Origin of the sequence: Faecalibacterium sp. 9, from assembly GCF_048320955.1 — a bacterium.
Taxonomy (GTDB): domain Bacteria; phylum Bacillota; class Clostridia; order Oscillospirales; family Ruminococcaceae; genus Faecalibacterium; species Faecalibacterium wellingii.
Genome location: NZ_JBLWGB010000001.1, coordinates 483087 through 502703, shown reverse-complemented (window position 1 = coordinate 502703; position 19617 = coordinate 483087). Strand labels below are relative to the sequence as shown.

Genomic DNA, 19617 nt, shown 5'->3' with positions numbered 1-19617 from the left:
AATGTTTGATTTTCTCAAGCAAAAAGACCGCACGCCGCCTGCTCTGCCGGAGGGAACGGTGCGCCGCCGTTATTCCATCGAAGGGCAGGTGCAGGGGGTGGGCTTCCGCTACCGTGCCCGCTATGCGGCCCAGACACTGGAGCTGACCGGCTGGGTGGAGAACGAGGATGACGGCAGCGTGACGCTGGAAGTGCAGGGCGATCCGGATCAATTCATGCGGCTGTTCGCCATGATCCAGAAAAGCGATTACATCCGGATCACCGGCATCCGCCAGAAGGATCTGCCGCCCGACCCGTGGGAGCGCGGCTTCTCGGTGCGGGGATATTGATACGAGACCCTCTCAGGCAAAGCGAGACCGAGAGAGCCTGTACAAACAAAAAAGCTGACGCTTCTGCGTCAGCTTTTTTGCTTTTCTAATTTTGTCAGCCTGCTGTTTTCAGCGGAGAATTGTCAGTCCAGATGGTGTCGTCCAGCAGCCGGGTCACAGCCAGTGTGCCGTTTGCCGAGACGCGTGCCGGGTCCAGCGCGTAGAAATCGCTTTCCTTCAGGTCTGCAGGGTCTGCATCCGCACGGATGCCCACCACGCAGACCCAGTGGCCATACGCAGCGCTGGTGGCGATATGGGGGTAGTTCACCTCGTTCCAGCCGGAGCCGGTCAGGTGATATTCATAAGTAGAAGTGCGGTTCGTGTGCCGTTTTACGCCGCTCACCGCAGTGTTTTTCAGATGTACGATCACCGGACGCCCGGCGGAAAGCTCAGTGTAGAGCTTCTGCAGGCACTCGGACAGGCTGCCGGAGTAACCGTAGTACCCGCCTGCCGACCAGACCGCCCCGTTCGACCACATGCCGCTGCCGGAGCAGGTTTTTCCGTCCAGAATGGTGCGTGCGTAGCGCAGTGCGTACCAGCTGCATTTGCCGGAGGTCTGGTTGCCGATGGAGAGGATGTGGCTGGTATTGAACTCCAGCATCCGGATACCGTGTGTCTCCTGCAGGGCAGCTGCGTGGGCATGGGGAATGGCCAGAGCCAGCACAAGGCACAGCGCCAGAACTGCCGCCGCCAGCCGCTGTGCCGCGCGGGCGGGACAGTGTTGCATGTGTTCCACATCCTTTTCCTTTTTACGACCTCATTTTACCACGCAAAAATGTTAAAAATGTGTAAACAAGCAAAGTTTTTGGGCGTAATTTTGTAAAATCGAGGGCAGTTGATAAAATTTTGTTGACACAGGCCCCCGGGTATGCTAAAATCAACACGATTTTGGAGAGATGAAGAGCTATCAGGGTCTTTCCAGGAGCATTACACTCGAACCACTCCGTCAGGGAGTCAAGGCCATACGGACAGCCGGGTTCACTGCCGACCGGCGGCGCAAGCTGCCATTATTGATTGAGTTCAAAGCTCAAATTTTATAAGTTGGTTTCTTACAAACCGAACAGCGCCCGCTGCGCTGACTTGTGAAACGGTCAATAAGAGTAGTAAAAGTAGTAAGTGCTATATAGACTCTGACAAAACTTCATCTCGATGTCCTGCCGCAATAGCCTGCTTCTGTTTCCCGCGCAATGCGCCGGGAAATTTGGCGCGCTTTGGGCAGGGGAACATTGGGAACTGCCTTCACGGGTCAGCAGAACGGTCTTTGTGCTGTTCAGCCGGCCCGTGTTTTTTTGTGTGCCGGGTCGTAAAAAAGAGGTGGAATGGATGAATAAAAAACAAAAGCTCAACCAGAACCGCGCCCCCATTTACGAGGCGCTGGAGCGGTTCCGGAAGATGCGGGTGGTGCCCTTTGATGTGCCCGGACACAAGCGGGGCCGCGGCAACCCGGAACTGACGGCCTTTCTGGGCCAGCAGTGCGTGGGTGTGGACGTGAACAGCATGAAGCCGCTGGATAATCTCTGCCACCCGGTATCGGTCATCCGGGAAGCAGAGGAGCTGGCAGCAGACGCCTTTGGCGCTGCCCACGCGTTCCTCATGGTGGGCGGTACCACCAGCAGCGTGCAGAGCATGGTGCTCACCGCCTGCAAGCGGGGCGATGAGATCATCCTGCCCCGCAACGTGCACCGCAGCGTGCTGAACGCGCTGGTGCTGTGCGGCGCGGTACCGGTGTACGTGAACCCCGAGGTGGACAAGCGCCTTGGCATTTCGCTGGGCATGAAGCGGGAACAGGTGGAAAAGGCCATCCGGGAGCATCCCAATGCGGTGGCCGTGCTGGTGAACAACCCCACCTACTACGGCATCTGCTCCGACCTGCGCGCCATCGTCAAGATGGCCCACGACGCCGGGATGCTCTGCCTTGCGGACGAAGCCCACGGCACCCACTTCTACTTCGGCGGCGGCCTGCCGGTGTCTGCCATGGCGGCGGGCGCGGATATGGCCTCCGTTTCCATGCACAAAAGCGGCGGCAGCCTGACCCAGTCCAGCCTGCTGCTCATCGGCCCCAACGTGCACCCGGGCTATGTGCGGCAGATCATCAACCTGACCCAGACCACCTCCGGCAGCTACCTGCTCATGTCCAGTCTGGATATCTCCCGCCGCAACCTTGCTTTGCGGGGCCGGCAGGTGTTCCACCAGGTGGCAGACATGGCCGAGTATGCCCGGGAGGAGATCAACGCCGTGGGCGGCTACTACGCCTTTGGCAAGGAGCTGTGCAACGGCAACTCCGTCTTTGACTTTGACACCACCAAGCTCAGCGTCCACACGCTGGATATCGGCCTTGCGGGCATCGAGGTCTACGACATCCTGCGGGACGAGTACGACATCCAGATCGAGTTCGGCGATATCGGCAACATCCTTGCCTATCTTTCCATCGGCGACCGCCCGCAGGAGGTGGAGCGTCTGGTCAGCGCACTGGCCGAGATCAAGCGCCGCTACCAGACCGATGGCTCCGGCCTGCTGAGTCAGGAATACATCGACCCCGTTGTGGCCGCCAGCCCGCAGGAGGCTTTCTACGCCCCCAAAAAGAGCCTGCCCCTCCGGGAGACCGAGGGCATGGTGTGCAGCGAGTTCGTCATGTGCTACCCGCCGGGCATCCCCATTCTGGCCCCCGGCGAGCGCATCACAAAGGAGATCCTGAACTACATCGAGTACGCCAAGGCCAAGGGCTGCAGCATGACCGGTCCCGAGGACCCGGACATCGAGCGGCTGAACGTTCTGGCATAAGGAGGGAACGCAGATGGAATTTTGGTTTTCGGAGTTTCACACCCCGGACGTAAAGCACAGCATCCGGGTGAACAAACAGCTCTATTCCCGGCAGAGCGATTACCAGCGCATCGACATCTTTGAGACCCCGGAGTTTGGCCGGGTGCTCACGCTGGACGGCAACGTGATGCTGACCGAGCGGGACGAGTTCATCTACGATGAAATGATCGTGCACGTGCCCATGGCGGTGCACAAGGAGGCCAAGGATATCCTTGTCATCGGTGCCGGCGACGGCGGCGTGGTGCGGGAGCTGACCCGCTACGACCGGGTGGAGCGCATCGACCTTGTGGAGATGGACCCGCAGGTGGTGGAAGCCTGCCGCGCCTACCTGCCCGGCAATGCCTGCCGCATGGATGACCGCCGGGTGCACATCTACTTTGAGAACGCGCTCAAGTACATCCGCCGCTGCGAGGAAGAGTACGACCTCATCATCGTGGACTCCTCCGACCCCTTCGGCCCCTCCGAGGGTCTGTTCACCCGCGAGTTCTATGGCAGCTGCTTCAACGCCCTGAAAGAGGATGGCATCATGGTCAACCAGCAGGGCAGCCCCTTCTACGCCGAGGACGCCAGCGCCATGCAGCGCAGCCACAAGCGCATTGCCAGCACATTCCCCATCAGCCGGGTGTATCAGGCCCACATCCCCACCTTTGCCGCAGGCTACTGGCTGTTCGGCTTTGCAAGCAAGAAGTATCATCCCATCGATGATCTGGATGCGGCGGCATGGAAGGCCCTGAACATGCGCACCCGCTACTACACCACCAAGCTGCATGTGGGTGCATTTTACCTGCCGGCATTTCTGGAACAGATGCTGGAAGAAGTGGAATAATCGTTTCAAAATAAAGGAGATATCACAATGAGCAAAGTTCTGATCATCGGCTGCGGCGGCGTGGCCTCCGTTGCCATCCACAAGTGCTGTCAGGTGCCCGAGGTGTTCACCGAGATCTGCATCGCCAGCCGTACCAAGTCCAAGTGCGACAAGCTGGCCGCAGAGCTGGCTCCCAAGACCGCCACCAAGATCACCACCGCACAGGTGGACGCCGACAAGGTGGAAGAGGTCATTGCCCTCATCAAGGCGTATCAGCCCGACCTCGTAATGAACATCGCCCTGCCCTATCAGGACCTGACCATCATGGACGCCTGCCTTGCCTGCGGCGTCAACTACATGGATACCGCCAACTACGAGCCGGAGAACACCGACGACCCCCAGTGGCGCGCCATCTACGAGAAGCGCTGCAAGGAGGCCGGTTTCTCTGCCTACTTTGATTACAGCTGGCAGTGGGCCTACGCCAAGAAGTTCGAGGAAGCCGGCCTGACCGCCCTGCTGGGCAGCGGCTTCGACCCGGGCGTCACCCAGGCCTACTGCGCCTACGCCAAGAAGCACGAGTTCGATACCATTGACACCATCGACATTCTGGACTGCAACGGCGGCGACCACGGCTATGCCTTTGCCACCAACTTCAACCCCGAGATCAACCTGCGCGAGGTGTCTGCTCCCGGCAGCTACTGGGAGAACGGCCACTGGGTGGAGATCCCGGCCATGAGCATCAAGCGGGAGTACAACTTCGATCAGGTGGGCGATAAGGATATGTACCTGCTGCACCACGAGGAGATCGAGTCCCTTGCAAAGAATATCCCGGAGGCAAAGCGCATCCGCTTCTTCATGACCTTCGGCCAGAGCTATCTGGACCACATGCGCTGTCTGGAGGATGTGGGCATGCTGTCCACCACCCCGGTCAACTTCAATGGTCAGGAGATCGTGCCCATCCAGTTCCTGAAAGCGCTCCTGCCGGACCCCGCCAGCCTCGGCCCCCGCACCAAGGGCAAGACCAACATCGGCTGCATCTTCACCGGCAAAAAGGACGGCAAGGAAAAGACCTACTACATCTACAACGTCTGCGACCATCAGGAGTGCTACAAGGAGGTGGGCAGTCAGGCCATCAGCTACACCACCGGCGTGCCTGCCATGTGCGGCGCACTGATGCTGCTCACCGGCAAGTGGACCACCAAGGGCGTGCACACCGTGGAAGAGTTTGATCCGGACCCGTATCTGGACGCTCTGGACAAGTACGGCCTGCCCCGTTCCGAGAGCCACAGCCCGGCTCTGGTGGACTGATGCAGGTGCACGACAGCCGCCCGCCCTTTGCGGGCCTTGCAAATCTGACGGACAAAGCACTGGCCTCTCTGCCCACGCCCTGCTATCTGCTGGACGAAGCACAGCTGCGCCGCAACGGCGAAATTCTGCTGGGGGTGCAGCAGCGCACCGGCTGCCGCATCCTGCTGGCGCAGAAGGCATTCTCCAACTTTGATCTCTACCCGGTGCTGGCGCCCTATCTGGCAGGCACCGAAGCCAGCGGCCTGTACGAGAGCCGCCTTGGCCGGGAGGAGCTGCCGGAGAAGGAGAACCATGTGTTCTGCGCGGCCTACCGGGCGGACGAGTTCCCGGAGCTGCTGCAGTACGCCGACCACATCGTGTTCAACTCGCCCAGCCAGCTGGCAAAGTTCGGCCCGGCGGCAAAGGCGGCAGGCAAAAGCGTGGGCCTGCGCATCAATCCGCAGCGCTCCACGCAGGACGGCCATGAGATCTACGACCCCTGCGCCCCGGGCAGCCGCCTTGGCACCACCCGCGCCCAGTGGGATGCCGCCCTGCAGCAGCATCCGGAGCTGCCCGCCCTGCTGGACGGCCTGCACTTTCACACCCTGTGCGAGCAGAACGCCGATGCACTGGCCGAGACGCTCCCGGCGGTGGAAGCCGCCTTCGGCGACCTTCTGCCCCGCATGAAGTGGCTCAATTTCGGCGGCGGGCACCACATCACCCGCCCGGATTATGACCTGTCCCTGCTGGAAAAATGCATCACCGGGATGCAGGCAAAATACGGCGTGCAGGTGTATCTGGAACCGGGCGAGGCATGGGCGCTGAACGCGGGCTATCTCGTCACCACGGTGCTGGACACTTTGCAAAACGGCGACACCAGCCTTGCCATTCTGGATCTGTCTGCCGCCTGCCACACGCCGGACGTCATCGAGATGCCCTACCGCCCGCCGCTGCTGGACGCGGGCGAACCGGGGGAGAAGCCCTGCACCGTCCGTCTGGGCGGGCCCACCTGCCTTGCGGGAGATGTGATCGGCGATTACAGCTTTGCCGCCCCCCTCACCGAGGGGCAGCGGCTCATCTTTGGCGATATGGCCATCTATTCCACCTGCAAGAACAACACCTTCAACGGGATGCCCCTGCCGGACATCTGGCAGCTGTGCGCGGATGGGACGCTCCGGCGTCTGGCGCACTTTGGCTACGGGGATTTCAAGTACCGTCTGGGGAGCCGTGGCGGCAGCGCCCAGCCCACAACATCCGTCCAAATTTAAGCGGGCTGTCTCTGCCGCAAAAACAGGGCTCCGTCTCCGGTTTCTGGCAGGAAATGTCAGACGGCAAAGATTCTTTGCGAAGTCCGGTCGAAACATCTCAAAAGCGCAACAAATAATACCTGCTTTCGTTGATTTCTACGAAATGTCTCGGGAAAGTTTGGCGATGCTCCCGATTGACAAAACCGTCGGCGGTTGGATATAATTAGGGCAGAAAGACCCCCGTGACACAAAGGGGGACACCCCCCAAAAAAGAAACATATCCACAAAATCATCAGACTGGAGGGATACCCTATGAAGAAGCTTTCCAAGATCATTGCCCTGCTTTTGGCAGGTGCGCTGACCATGCTCCTGTTCACCGCCTGTGGCGGCGGTGGCGGCAACGATGCAGCCACCGCGGAGTTTGAAGCCAAGGTCGAGCAGGCCTATATGGCAGAACTGAATAAGACTTTTGGTGAGTTCGAAAACGATGCCGCCATTAAGAAGTTGGCTGTCGATCATATTGGAAAAATGGCCGGCAAAGAAACTCTGAGCTATACAGAACTTTGGGCGAAAGAATATCCGACTGAAACGACCCAGAATCAGGTAATGATTTGTTACGACTCGGAGCAGAGCACCTTCAATGCGTGTGTGAAGTTCTGCTATGAGGCGGATAAGGCAGAAATGATCACGCCGGACAAGACGAACATTAATGACCTGAAGCATGCTTTGGAAGCTCTTCAGCTTAAGGCACTGCTAACTGGTAAGAAAGCCGATCTTACCGCGCTGGGCGTTGGCGCAAAGACCATCAACGGCAAGACCTATGTTGCTATCGGCTTTAGAGTGAATACACAGTAATTGAATCACATCCCGCCCCGGAGAGCACCCGCCCTCCGGGGCTTTTTTTCGCCTTTTTGTGACAAACCCCGCCTGCTGTGGTACAATAAAAAGGTATCGAACCAAGACAGAAAGGACGTTTCCATGCAGCTGTTTGAACTGGTGTCCCCGCGGCTGTTCCGCCCGCTGGCGGGGCCGAACCGGGCGTTTTATGCCGAATTGCTGCTTCTGCTCTGGGAGGAATGCCGCCATACGGCGGACTACAGCATCTCCCGGGCAGAGGCGGTGAGCCGTGCCGAAGATTACTTTGCCGCGCTGGCAAAGCCCCTTGCGCTGGACGCGGACGGTGCGGGCGATGAGGACGAGCAGCCCACCCGCGACCCCCACACGCTGGCGGTGGGCTTTCTGCTGCGGCTGCGCCGCACCGGCTGGCTGGAAGAGACCCCCGGCAGCTATGAGGGTGAAGCGTCCCTTGCCTTTGTGCCGGAGGTGGCCCCGCTGCTGGAAGCGCTGGAAGAGATCCTGAACCCCCGCGTAGTCACCTACACCGGCAAGCTGTACAAGGCGTGGCAGCTGCTGGGCAGCATCGGGCAGGAAAAAAGCCCCTATGAGAACGTTCTGCGGGAGGTGGACGCAGACCTTGACGCCCTGAACCGTTCCCTCCGGGCACTCAACGCCTCCATCGGCCACTACATCGACCGTCTCACCCGCAACCGCACCCCGCAGGAGGTGCTGGAACTGTTCGACCAGTACGAGGAAAAGGTGGTGGCGGCGGCCTATCATCGCTTCAAGACCAGCGACAACCTGTTCAACTACCGCGCCTATCTGGAAGAGGAGCTGGACGACTGCGAGGAAAACCAGCTGCCCCGGCTGGCGCTGGACTACGCCCGGGTGGAGCGCTGCGCCCCAAACGAGGCTGCGCCCCGGGTGAAAGCCCTGCTGCAGAAGCAGCGGGACGCGCTGGAAGAGATGAGCCTGCTCATGCGCCAGATCGACGCCAGCCACATCCGCTACCGCAAGCGGGCCGTGCAGCGGGCACAGTTCCTGCTGCTGAGCGACCGCTCGTCGCAGGGCAGCGTCACCGCCCTGCTGCGCCGCTACGCCGAGGACATCCGCACCCCGGAGCAGCTGTTTGAGCCGGACGACGGCCCGGTGGCAAAGCGGCTGCACCTGTACCCGGCGGCAGTGTTCGGGGAGAAATTCCTCTATCCGCCCGCCGCCCAGCGCACCGCCGAGCCGCTGGCTCCTGTACGCACCGAAGCCTTTGACCCGGAACAGCTGCGCAGAGAACAGCAGCTGCTGCTGGACTACGCCCGCCTTGCCGTCACCGAGGAGAACGTGGCCCTGCTGGCCCGGCAGGCCCTTGCCGCCCGCCCGCAGGTGAACGCGTCGGCGCTGGCAGAGGAATACCCGGGCGATTTTGCCCGCATCATCGGCCTGCACACCTACTCGCAGTCGCCGCACCGGGACTACGATATTCAGCTCACCGGCAATTGGGTGGAGCGCGGCGGCTTCCGCTTTGAGGACTTTGTCCTCACCCGCCGCAGGGAGGAAGAAAATGGCAACCATTAACATGCTGGAAGAAACCGCAAACTACCTGCTGAACCACTGCTTTCTGCTGGGCAGCGTGGAGGATCAGCGGTCGAAATATCTCTACGTGCAGGACCATCTGGACGAGGTCCGCGCTGTGTTCGCGCCGCTGGGCTATTCGGTGCTGCTGTACCCGGCACCCCTGCAGGCGGCGGCTCTGGTCAACGGCCACGAGGGCAGTCAGGCACGGCTGCTGAAATATGAGAGCATCCTGCTTTTGGTATTGCGGCTCTTGTACCTGCAAAAGCGCGAGAGCCTTGCCGTCAATGCAGACGAGGTGCTGGTGACGGTGGAAGAGGTGCAGACCGAGCTGCAGAAGATGAACCTGCCCCGCCGTCTGGACCAGAAAACGCTGGAAAACCTGATGCGCACCCTGCGCCGGTACAATCTGGCGCGGCCTGTGGGCCGGCTTTCCGGGCTGGACAGCCGCATTGAAGTGTTTCCCACCGTGCTGCTGGCCCTGCCGGACGCCGACCTTGCGGATGCCGCCGCCGAGAGCGGCCGCACCCGCACAGAGCTTGGCTTATACGAACGTGCAGACGAAGCAGGGGAGGGTGAAGAATGATCGAACTCAAGCGACTGAAACTCATCAACTGGCACAACTTTGAAAACGTCACCTTTGACTGCGCCCGCCTGACCTATATGATCGGCGTCAACGCCGTGGGCAAGACCACCATTCTGGACGCCATCCGCTACTGCCTGACCACCAATCGCAATTTCAATGCGCTGGGCAATAAAAAGAGCGGACGCACCCTGCAGGGCTCTGTCCACGCCAAGCAGCGCGGCGAGAACGCCTACCGCCGCCCGGGCCATACCGTGGCCTATATCGGGGCCGAGTTCTGGGACAGCGTCAAGCGCACCCCCTTTGTCATCGCGGTGCGGGTGGAGTCCGAAGGCCCCATGCAGGAGCTGCACCCCGGCGACCAGACATGGTATCTTTCGGAGGACGGCTGCACGCTGGAACAGCTGCCCTTCATCGACCCCAAGACCGGTGCACCCAGCGCAAAGGAGGACTTCAAGCCCGCAACGGGCCGTCTCTCCTACACCCGCAGCCCCAGCGAAGCGCGGGACCGCATCTGCCGTGCGCTGGGCATCGGGCGGGCGTCCAGCCCGCTGGGCAAAAAGTTCAACGAGGTGTTCCAGATGGGCACCAGCATGGACGAGATCCCCAACTTCCGGGAGTTTTTGTACCAGTACATCCTGCCCCAGCCGGAGCTGGATCTGGACGCGCTGCAGGGTGACCGGCTGGAGCTGGAAAATCTGCACGCCGTGCTGGCCGAGGCCCAGACCCGCGCCAACGCGCTGGAAGAGATCGTGAACTTTGGCCGCGAAGCTGCCGAAAAGCAGACCCAGACCCTTGTGAACCGGGGCGCGGCGCTGCTGGCCCGCGCCGCTGCCGACGGCGGCGAACAGACGGTCTGGCAGGAGCATCTGGATGCGGGCCGCCGCCAGCTGGAACAGCTGAACGCCCGCTATGCGGACGCCAAAAACACCGAAGCGGAAGCCCGCCGGGCCTATCTTTCTGCCCACGGTGCCGCCAGCGCCAGCGGCGAGGGCCGGGCACTGGACGCCCTGACCGAGGAGCTTTCCCGCCGCAAAACGGCGCGGGACACCGCCGCACGCAAAGCCGAAAAGGCAGAAAGCGCCCTTACCCGCACCCAGAGCCTGCTGGCAGTGCTGCGCCGCAGCGGCTTTGCATCCGGCATCCGGGCCGAAACGCTCACCGCCGAGGAGCTGCCGCAGCTGACGGCGTGGCTCTCCGCGCAGGAAAAGCCGCTGGAAGAAGCCTATTTTGCCGCCCGCCAGAACACCGCCGCCCTGCACCGGGAGCAGACCGGCAAGCGTGCGGAGCTGGACGCCGTGTCCGGCGGCAAGTGGGTCTACCCCCACGACGATGCCGCCACCCGGGTGCGGGATGCGGTCAACGCCGAACTGAAGAGCCGGGGCATGCAGCCGGACGCGAAGATCTTCTGCGAGCTGCTGAACGTGGAGGATGAGAGCTGGCAGGACTGCGTGGAGGCCTGCCTTGGGGACCGCCGCTTTGATATCCTTGTGCCGCCCGCCCACTACGAAGCCGCCAAGAGCGCCTTCGTGGCCCTGAAGGACAAGGTGGGGCCTATCAGCCTGCTGGACACCCCGGGCATCCGCAAGGCCAACCGCCGCGCCGACAAATACGGCCCGGACAGCCTTGCCGCGCAGGTGAGCAGCGAAAACCCGCTGGCTGCACAGTATGCCCAGACCATTCTGGGCCGCATCGTCTGCTGCGACACCCCCGATACGCTGGAACAGCATCCGGACAGCGCCACCCGCGACCTTCTGCGCCACCATCCCTTCCGGCTGGAACGGCTGCGCACCCCGCAGCGCTATATCGGTCTGGACGCCCGCCGCGCCCGCGCCGGTGCGCTGGCGGCCGAGCTGGAAGCTCTGGGAGAAAGCGCCCGTGCTGCCGCCCAGACAGAACAGAACCTGAAAGCCGCCTATAACCAGTACCAGACCCTGCTGCGGGGCACGGCGCTGGATGAGCTGGCTGCTTTGTGGGACGCCCGTGCCGCCCTGACTGCTGCACAGAATGCTGTGACCGAGCAGGAAGCAAAGCTCACCGAGTGCCGTGAGAACCCGCTGCTGCAGCAGCTTTACAAGGAGGAAGAAGCCCGCGAAGCCGCGTGGGAGACTGCCCGCGCCGCCGTGGAGCAGGCGGGCGGCGACATCCGCGTGTGCGAAAAGCAGATCGCCTCCTGCGAAGCGGAGCAGAAAAAGGCAGGGGAAACGGCACAGCAGAGCGCCGATGCTGCCCGGAGCTTCTTTGCGGCGCATCCGCTGGTGGAGCCGCTGGCCCGCACCCGGATGCTGGCGCTGGCCCCGGCAGATAAGCCACGCGCCGCCGCACAGGCTGCGGAAAAGGCGCAGGCCAAGCTGGACGATGCGCTGGCCGTCTATCTGACCGGCACGCTGGAACCGGCCCAGAAGGCCTACAACGAGCACTATGTGTGCGATTATCCGCTGGGCCTTGCAGGGCTGGACCAGTACCGCGCCCAGCACGAGAGCCTTGTGCGCATCGATCTGGAACGCTATGCCGCCCGTCTGGAACAGGCCCAGCGGGACTGCAAGGACCGCTTCCGCAAGGATATCCTGTTCCGCATGAAGGACGATATCTTCAACGCCCGGCGGCAGTTCCGGGAGCTGAACAAGGTGATGGAGCAGCTGACCTACGGCGAGGAGGTCTACCGCTTTGAGCTGGAGCCCAGCCGCGACCCGCAGCTGGCGGCCTTCTATCAGGTCATCGTGGACAAGGGCAACCAGCAGATGACCGAGGGCGACTCGCTGGACAACCTTGCCGCCACCGCCGACCCGGCCTATGAGCGGCAGGTGGACGAGCTGATGGAAAAGATCATGGCGGACGTGGACGAGAACACCCGCGCCCGGCAGGAGGGCCGCACCGGCGGCGTGACCCTCTCGGACTATGTGGACTACCGCACCTATCTGGACTACGACATCAAGGTGACCAACCGGGTCACCGGCCAGCAGGCGTACCTGTCCCGGGTCAGCCGCGATTCCTCCGGCGGCGAGAATCAGGCCCCCTTCTATGTGGCCATCTGCGCGTCTCTGCTGCAAATTTATGAGAAGAGCGAGAACAGCATCCGCCTTGTGCTGCTGGACGAAGCCTTCAGCAAGATGACCAGCGACCGCATCCGCCCCATGATGGAGCTGTTCCGCCGCCTGCAGCTGCAGGTGCTGCTCATCTCCACCGTGGAAAAGAGCACCGCCATCCAGCCCTACTGCGACATCACCTATTCCATCGTCCGCCACGGCGACGCCAATGCTATTGCACCGTTTGTACGGCTGACAAAATAAAATAGCAAGAAAATGCACCTCGATGATTTGGAGATCGGGGTGCATTTTTTGCTGATAAATATCTTAATAATTATTTTACGGGAAAAGAATTGGCAACATCACTGACGCCGGTAATATAGTTCATATCAACGTTGTAGAATTTGGCAAGTTCAATCAGACATTCTACGGGAATCCGCACCTTACCTTTTTCGTAGTCGGAATAGGTGGTTTGCGCAACATGGATCGCATTGGCTACCTGAGTCTGGTTCAAATCGTGATCATCACGAAGAGCGCGGATACGGGTCGTATACAGCATGGTGATTGCCCCCTTTGTAAAAAAGTCTACAAAGTATTGGGCAACATCTTGATTTTTAACGGAAATACCGTTAATATAGATGCATAAGGACCGCATGAATAAAATTTTGTGCGGAAAAATCAAGTTGGAGGAAGAATTATGCGTAGAACAAAAATCGGTTTATTTCTTGTGATGTGTGTGGCAGTGCTGTCAATGCTTACTGCATGCGGCGGCGGTTCTATGAGCAATGTTGACCCGGCACAGGCAGAAAAAACGGTCCTCTCTACCGTGAACAAAGCACTTGGAACAGAGTTTGCAAATGAGGAAAGCCTGCGGAATAAGGCAAATGTTGTTTGGGAAAAGGTCGATCAAACTGGAAGAATCAGTTTGAATTATACGATGTTTGCCCCGGAAGAAGGCGCGAACGGTGAGAAGTGGATGGTCCGGCCGATGATCGACAGTGATAGCTTTGATTCGGACGCGATGTTCCGGATGGTTGCGATCACGGCGGAACAACTGAAAAATTTTGAGAATCCTTCGGCAGAATTGCTGGCACGGGTGAAACGAGATGTGGAAGTAACTGCACCCGGCTATAAGTTGAACGCAGTCTGCGTTACAGCAAAAAATATTGGGGGCAGTGTATATATCGTCTATGTGACGGAAATGATACAAAAGTAAACAATATAGGATGCGGCGGGCAAATGTCCGCTGCTCAACAAAAGAACACCCGCTGCGGATGCAGCGGGTGTTCTCTTTTTGTCATGCTTTACCGCAAGGGCAGCACATCCTCATCTTCATTGATCTCTTCCATGGTGCCATCGGCAAAGTACCAGCCTTTGCCGTACAGCGCCTCGCTGCCGTCGGCGCACAGGACATACGAGCCGTCCGGCAAAGCGAGAAAATGCCGCTTTTTGCTGTCGGCAAGGGCGATATCCTCCACCTTCTGTCCGTCCAGCACATGATCCCGGATGAACTGGTAGTGGGGCAGGATGCGGGTCTCGGTCAGGCCAAGGCCGTTCATCCAGCGGGAGTAATGAGGGTCGGCGGCTTCGCCCGGTTCCTCGGGTGCGGCGTACACGATGTGGGCGGCGTTCATGCTGCCGGCACTCACGCCCATCACAATGCCGTGGTAACCGTGGAAAAGCCCCGGCAGGCCCAGCTGAGCAAAAAAGTGGTTCTGGGTGGGCACATGCCCGCCGCACAGCATCACAAAGCCGCTCTGGGACAGAAGAGAACCGATCTCCTCGGCGTTGCGGGCGTCGCAGGGAATGAGCGCCGTCAGGGGCAGGTGGGCATTCGCAAAGCTCTGGGCAAACACCCGGCACATCTCGTCGTTCTGCGCGTAGGCGTGGGGGTCTGCCGCAATGGCAAGGCCCAGCACGGCGTGGTCCGGCCAGACGGCCCGCAGGTTTGCCACAAAGTGGTTGCGCGTGTCCAGCACCGGAATATCCGGCCCCGGCTCAAAGGGGCAGCCGCTGGGGCTGCTGGTCAAAAACAATGTCATAATGATCCCTCGTAAAACAGTGAATAAAAAGCTGTGTCCATTCTAACACGATTTGCCCTGCAGCGGCAGAGCCAGAATCACCAAAAAAATCCCCTGCTTTTCGCCGTTTCGCAGAAAGCAGGGGATTTTTAGAAGAAATTAAAGTTCAGTAAACATAGCCTTTGGCGGTATAATCGCTCAGATTGACACGGAAAACTGTCCAGCCATCCGCATTGCGATACATACCGGGTGCAATCTCGGTGTAAGAAGGATCTCTGCCGTTTGCAATCAAAGCCATTTTATTATATTCACTTGCATTGCCGATAACAGTAATAGAGCCAAGTACAGAGTAGGCTTTCTTAACACGAACCTGTTTCAAGTTGAGATTTACGGTAGTGTAGTCCAGCCAGTACTGAATCTTACTGTCATCAGTATAGCTGATAGAAGCAAGTTCATCATCTGTATAGATGCCCTTTACGCAAACGATAACTTCGTTTGTCTGAGTATTGGAATCAAATGTCATTAAAAGTTTTTCAAGGTTGGCGTAGTAGCGCTCAGGTGTTTCCACAATAGAAGCCGCTTTTGCCGCACGGGCAGCATTGACCTGTGTTTTAGTAGTGGAGTATCCTTTGGCGGCATAATCAGAAAGGTCAATGCGGACGTTGTAATTGAGAGAGTCTTTGATAAAGCCGTTTCCTAAAATGCTGATGCCGGAACCACCCGAAAAGTTTTTAACAGCAGTTGTATAGTTGAGTTTGGCAAGACCTTCGTTGAAATGTCCGCCAACGGGTAGCAAATCATAGGAATAGCCGGTTTTACTGTGGCCGTTCTGGTCGGTCACAACATACTCGATATAAAGACAAGGACCATATGTAGTACCCTGAGCAACTCTTGCATCAAACTCGCTTTGAACCCAGTAATCTGTGTCACAAAAACCAATGGCACCGGTCAAGGTAACTTCGGCGGCATTGCCGTTATCATTTGCAACATTGCTGAAAAACTGGTTTAGAGAAGAATAATACAGCTGTCCACGTGCAAGAACTTCCGCATCGGTAAATGCATAGGTGGGTTCTTCAGCGAATACATGTAACGGAAGCATAAGCAGTGCCAGCAGTAACGAGACCAGAAATTTTCTGCGTTTCATATAAAACCTCCTTGCGAACAAAGCCCAAAAACATTATCTTGATTAAGTATAATATGGTCTTATGCGGGCTTCAATGGAGATGATAGACAAAAATAAACGCAGAAATTCGTTTATTTGTCGAATTTCTGCGGTTACGTTTAATGGAAAGAATATAGATGAACTGCTTACACCTTTCGGTAATGGAACACCTTGTCCTTGGTGAGGAGCATGGCGGCGCTCACGGCCAGAGCCGCCAGCTCGGCGGCGGTGACGGCCAGCCAGATGCCGTCGATGCCCAGCAGCATCGGCAGCAGGAGAATGGCGATCACCTGAAACGCCAGCGTGCGCAAAAAAGAGATCAGTGCGCTGGTCACGCCGTCGCCCAGCGCCGTGAAGAAGGAGGACGCGTACACGTTGAAGCCCATGATGAGGAAGCTCAGCGCATACAGCCGGAAGGCCCGGCTGGTCAGAGCCAGCAGCTCCGCGTCGTAGCCCACGAAAACGCGCGCCACACAGGGGATGATGAACATGGAAGCCAGCGTCAGGGTCACAGCCACCACGGCGATGAGCCGCAGGCTCTTGCGGTAGAGATTGTGCACCTCGGCGTGGTTGCGGGCACCGTAGTGGAAGCTGACGATGGGCGCACTGCCTACGGCATAGCCCACGAACACCGCCACGAACAGGAAGGCTGCGTACATGATGACGCCGTAGGCGGCCACGCCGTTCTCACCGGCCAGACGCAGCAGCTGGAAGTTATACAGGATATTGACCAGCGACATGGAAAGGTTGGTCATCAGCTCGGAAGAGCCGTTGATGCAGGCGTCCCGCAGCACGCCGCCATAAACTTTCGTCTGGCACAGGTGCAGGCGGCTGGTGTTGCTGCGGTCGATGAAGTAGAACACCGGCAGCACGCCGCCCACCAGCTGGCTGATAAAGGTGGCAATGGCAGCGCCCTCCACGCCCCAGCCCCAGACGCCCACCATCAGCACATCCAGCACCATGTTGGTGCAGCCTGCGCCCACGGTGAACCAGAAGCCGAGGTGCGGCTTTTCGGCGGTGACAAAAAAGCTCTGGAACATATTCTGCAGCGCAAAGGTGGGCAGGGACACCATCAGGATGCGTCCGTAGCGCACCGCGTAGTCCAAAAGCTCTCCCTTTGCACCCAGCAGCACGGCAATGGGCCGCAGGAACACAATGCCCAGCACCGCCAGCACACTGACCGAGACCAGAGCCGCCAGCAGGAACAGGGTGAAATAGCGGTCGGCCTTTTTCTGGTCGCCCTCGCCCAGCGTGATGCCCACGATGGCACTGCCGCCGGTGCCCAGCATAAAGCCGATGGTGCCCAGCAACATGGGCAGCGGCATGATGAGGTTGACCGCCGCAAAGGCCGTCTTGCCCACAAAGTTGGAGACACACAGGCCGTCCACGATGCCGTAGATGGAGGTGAACAGCATGGTGCCGATACAGGGCAGCACGAACCGCAAAAGGCGGGGATAGGTAAAGTGATCGGAAAGCTGGATCCGCTGCTTGGACATGGCGTCCTCCTTTCTGCACAAGGTGCAAAAACGGGCCGGATAAATGTCCGCGAGTGCACGCCCTGCCTCGATCTGCTTCGTCACTACGGCAACGAAACCTCCGGCGGGGCGCTGTCTGCACGGCATCTTATCCGGCCCGTTTCAAATTACGTTGAAAACGGTCCTCCAATGAACCGAAAAAGAGTATATCAGAATTTATTTTTGTTGTCAAGGCAGAAAAACCAAAAAAATCGGCATTCGGGGCCAAAATTCATAAACTGTCTCTTCCCAACGTTTATCAAACCTGTTAGAATGATAAAAGTTTTTTTATGGATCCGGAAAGGAGAACTCCTGTTTTGATGAAACGTTTTTATACCGCCATCGTGCGCCGCCGCAGGCTGGTGCTGGCGGTGTTTGCACTGGCGGCTGTGCTGAGCATGGCTGCCACAAGCCGGGTGCAGGTGGATTATGATATCAACGACTACCTGCCGCCGGAATCCCCCTCCACCACCGCCATCGAGGTGATGAACGGTGCTTTCACCGGCGGCATCCCCAACATGCGGGTCATGGTGCGGGATGTGACAGTGCCGCAGGCGCTGGAATACAAGGAAAAGCTTGCCGCCATCGACGGAGTGTCCTCCGTTGCATGGCTGGACGACAGTCTGGATGTGACGGTGCCTTTGCAGATGCAGGACACCGCCACGGTGGAGAGCTATTATAAGGATGGCTGCGCCCTGTTCACCGTGACAGTGGAGGACGAGAAGCGTCTGGAAGCTGTGGCTGCCGTGCGGGAGCTGATCGGGGAGGGCAACGCGCTGGAGGGCGCGGCGGTCTCCACTGCCGTTGCCACCAACTCCACCGTGACCGAGGTGGCAAAGATCGCCGCCATCGCGGTGGTGTATGTGCTGTTCATCCTGATCCTGACCACCGATTCCTGGGCAGAGCCGCTGCTGGTGCTGACGGGTCTGGGGGCGGCCATCCTGCTCAACAACGGCACGAACCTCATCTTTGGCACCATCTCCTTTGTCACCAATGCGGCGGGCAGCATCCTGCAGCTGGCGGTTTCGCTGGACTACTCGGTGTTCCTGATCCACCGTTTTGCGGAGTGCCGGGCCGAAAACCCCGGTGCCAGCCCGGAGGACTGCATGGTGGACGCCCTGTGCAGATCCACCGGCTCCATCCTGTCCAGCGGCCTGACCACCGTCATCGGCTTTCTGGCACTGGTGCTCATGCAGTTCCAGATCGGCCCGGATCTGGGCCTTGCGCTGGCAAAGGGCGTGGTGCTGAGCCTTGTCACCGTGTTCACCTTCATGCCTGCGCTGACGCTGGCTTGCTACAAGTGGATGGATAAGACCCACCACAGGCCCCTGCTGCCCGGCTTTGACAAGTTCGGCCGCTTTGTGGCCCGCATCATGCTGCCCATGGCACTGGTACTGGTCATCCTGATGGTGCCCAGCTATCTGGCCTCCAACTCGAACCAGTATTACTACGGTGCCGCCCACATGTTTGGCGAGAATACCCGTCTGGGTGCGGACACCGCCGCCATCGAGGAGACCTTTGGCCGCAGCGACACCTACGTTGTACTGGTGCCGGAGGGCGACACCGCCACGCAGCAAAAGCTTTCGGATGCACTGCACGCCATCCCGGAGGTGACCGGCATCCTTTCTTATGTGGACAACGCAGGCGCGTCCATCCCGCCGGAGTTCGTGCCCGGGGATACGCTGGGGCTGCTGGTCTCCGGCGGCTACACCCGCATGGTGCTGACCGTGGACGCCGACACCGAGGGTGATGGGGCCTTTGCGCTGGTGGAGCGGGTGCGCGCCACGGTGCAGCAATATTACCCGGACAATTATTATCTGGCCGGTCAGGGCGTGAGCACCTATGACCTGATGGACACCATCACGGCCGACATGGTCAAGGTGAACCTGCTGGCCATCGGCGCGGTGTTCCTGATCCTGCTCCTCATGAAGCGCCAGCTGCTGCTGCCGGTGATCCTGGTGCTCAGCATTGAGACTGCCATCTGGATCAATCTGGCCATCCCGTACTTCCGGGGCCAGTACGTGTTTTACATTGCCTACCTCATCATCAGCTCGGTGCAGCTGGGCGCTACGGTGGATTACGCCATCCTCTTCTCCGACCGCTATCAGGAGTTCCGGGAGACGCTGGGCCGCAAAGAAGCCGTTGCGGCCACGGTGTCCGCCGTGACCACCTCGGTCAGCACCACCGGCAGCGCCATGGCGGTGGTGGGCTTTTTGATGGGAGCCATTTCCACAAACCAGCTGCTGGGCCAGCTGGGCAATTTTCTGGGCGTGGGCAGTCTGGTGTCGCTGGCCATCGTGCTTTCGGCACTGCCGGGCTTTTTGTATCTGGCCGACCCGCTCATTATAAAAAAGAAAAAACAGCCGAAGGAGGCTTGACCGA

At 59.4% G+C, this 19617-nt stretch carries 16 protein-coding genes; 11 read left to right on the top strand and 5 right to left on the bottom strand.

What is annotated here, in order from left to right; all coding sequences use genetic code 11:
• Nucleotide 1 precedes the first annotated feature (1 nt).
• Nucleotides 2-328, top strand: coding sequence for an acylphosphatase (locus tag ACKXF9_RS02345; RefSeq protein WP_418265182.1), 327 nt, complete (start codon nt 2-4; stop codon nt 326-328).
• A gap of 94 nt (nt 329-422) precedes the next feature.
• Here ACKXF9_RS02345 and ACKXF9_RS02340 read toward each other — a convergent pair whose 3' ends face one another.
• Nucleotides 423-1094 (bottom strand): hypothetical protein, encoded by a 672-nt coding sequence (locus ACKXF9_RS02340; RefSeq protein ID WP_418265181.1) that lies wholly within the window; start codon nt 1092-1094, stop codon nt 423-425.
• 596 nt (nt 1095-1690) lie between these two features.
• Between ACKXF9_RS02340 and ACKXF9_RS02335 the strand changes: the two genes are divergently transcribed.
• The 8 genes from ACKXF9_RS02335 to ACKXF9_RS02300 all read left to right on the top strand — a co-directional run bounded on the left by ACKXF9_RS02335 (nt 1691) and on the right by ACKXF9_RS02300 (nt 12802).
• Entirely contained in the window at nt 1691-3148 is a 1458-nt protein-coding gene (locus ACKXF9_RS02335) for an aminotransferase class I/II-fold pyridoxal phosphate-dependent enzyme (protein WP_249237610.1), read from the top strand.
• 13 nt (nt 3149-3161) lie between these two features.
• The gene (speE, locus tag ACKXF9_RS02330; protein ID WP_249237609.1) at nt 3162-4013 is read left to right on the top strand and encodes a polyamine aminopropyltransferase; all 852 of its coding nucleotides are present in this window, start codon (nt 3162-3164) and stop codon (nt 4011-4013) included.
• A 27-nt stretch (nt 4014-4040) separates the two neighbouring features.
• A complete protein-coding gene (locus ACKXF9_RS02325; RefSeq protein ID WP_249237608.1) occupies nt 4041-5300 on the top strand; it encodes a saccharopine dehydrogenase family protein in 1260 nt (419 codons plus the stop codon).
• Nucleotides 5300-6547 carry a carboxynorspermidine decarboxylase gene (locus ACKXF9_RS02320; RefSeq protein ID WP_418265180.1) on the top strand — a complete coding sequence of 416 codons (1248 nt, stop codon included), beginning with the start codon at nt 5300-5302 and terminating at the stop codon, nt 6545-6547. The genes ACKXF9_RS02325 and ACKXF9_RS02320 overlap by 1 nt, the downstream gene beginning before the upstream one ends.
• Before the next feature lie 291 nt (nt 6548-6838).
• Nucleotides 6839-7381: a hypothetical protein gene (locus ACKXF9_RS02315; RefSeq protein ID WP_418265179.1), complete on the top strand. Its 543-nt coding sequence runs from the start codon at nt 6839-6841 to the stop codon at nt 7379-7381.
• A gap of 123 nt (nt 7382-7504) precedes the next feature.
• On the top strand, nt 7505-8932 hold the full coding sequence (locus ACKXF9_RS02310; protein ID WP_418265178.1) for a Wadjet anti-phage system protein JetA family protein: 1428 nt from the start codon (nt 7505-7507) through the stop codon (nt 8930-8932).
• Nucleotides 8919-9515 (top strand): DUF4194 domain-containing protein, encoded by a 597-nt coding sequence (locus ACKXF9_RS02305; protein ID WP_418265177.1) that lies wholly within the window; start codon nt 8919-8921, stop codon nt 9513-9515. Before ACKXF9_RS02310 ends, ACKXF9_RS02305 begins: the two co-directional genes overlap by 14 nt.
• Nucleotides 9512-12802 carry an ATP-binding protein gene (locus tag ACKXF9_RS02300; protein WP_418265176.1) on the top strand — a complete coding sequence of 1097 codons (3291 nt, stop codon included), beginning with the start codon at nt 9512-9514 and terminating at the stop codon, nt 12800-12802. Before ACKXF9_RS02305 ends, ACKXF9_RS02300 begins: the two co-directional genes overlap by 4 nt.
• A 70-nt stretch (nt 12803-12872) precedes the next feature.
• Here ACKXF9_RS02300 and ACKXF9_RS02295 read toward each other — a convergent pair whose 3' ends face one another.
• The gene (locus tag ACKXF9_RS02295; RefSeq protein ID WP_418265175.1) at nt 12873-13097 is read right to left on the bottom strand and encodes a helix-turn-helix domain-containing protein; all 225 of its coding nucleotides are present in this window, start codon (nt 13095-13097) and stop codon (nt 12873-12875) included.
• 138 nt (nt 13098-13235) lie between these two features.
• Here ACKXF9_RS02295 and ACKXF9_RS02290 point away from each other — a divergent pair, with 138 nt between their 5' ends.
• A complete protein-coding gene (locus ACKXF9_RS02290; RefSeq protein ID WP_418265174.1) occupies nt 13236-13754 on the top strand; it encodes a hypothetical protein in 519 nt (172 codons plus the stop codon).
• An 88-nt stretch (nt 13755-13842) separates the two neighbouring features.
• Here ACKXF9_RS02290 and ACKXF9_RS02285 read toward each other — a convergent pair whose 3' ends face one another.
• From ACKXF9_RS02285 to ACKXF9_RS02275, 3 genes are all read right to left on the bottom strand, one after another.
• Nucleotides 13843-14580, bottom strand: coding sequence for a Type 1 glutamine amidotransferase-like domain-containing protein (locus ACKXF9_RS02285; RefSeq protein ID WP_418265173.1), 738 nt, complete (start codon nt 14578-14580; stop codon nt 13843-13845).
• A 145-nt stretch (nt 14581-14725) separates the two neighbouring features.
• Nucleotides 14726-15703, bottom strand: a complete 978-nt coding sequence (locus ACKXF9_RS02280) for a hypothetical protein (protein ID WP_418265172.1) — start codon at nt 15701-15703, stop codon at nt 14726-14728.
• Nucleotides 15704-15867: 164 nt separating this feature from the next.
• On the bottom strand, nt 15868-17217 hold the full coding sequence (locus ACKXF9_RS02275) for an MATE family efflux transporter (RefSeq protein ID WP_418265171.1): 1350 nt from the start codon (nt 17215-17217) through the stop codon (nt 15868-15870).
• Between the two features lie 338 nt (nt 17218-17555).
• Here ACKXF9_RS02275 and ACKXF9_RS02270 point away from each other — a divergent pair, with 338 nt between their 5' ends.
• On the top strand, nt 17556-19613 hold the full coding sequence (locus tag ACKXF9_RS02270) for an efflux RND transporter permease subunit (RefSeq protein WP_418265170.1): 2058 nt from the start codon (nt 17556-17558) through the stop codon (nt 19611-19613).
• Nucleotides 19614-19617: the final 4 nt, after the last annotated feature.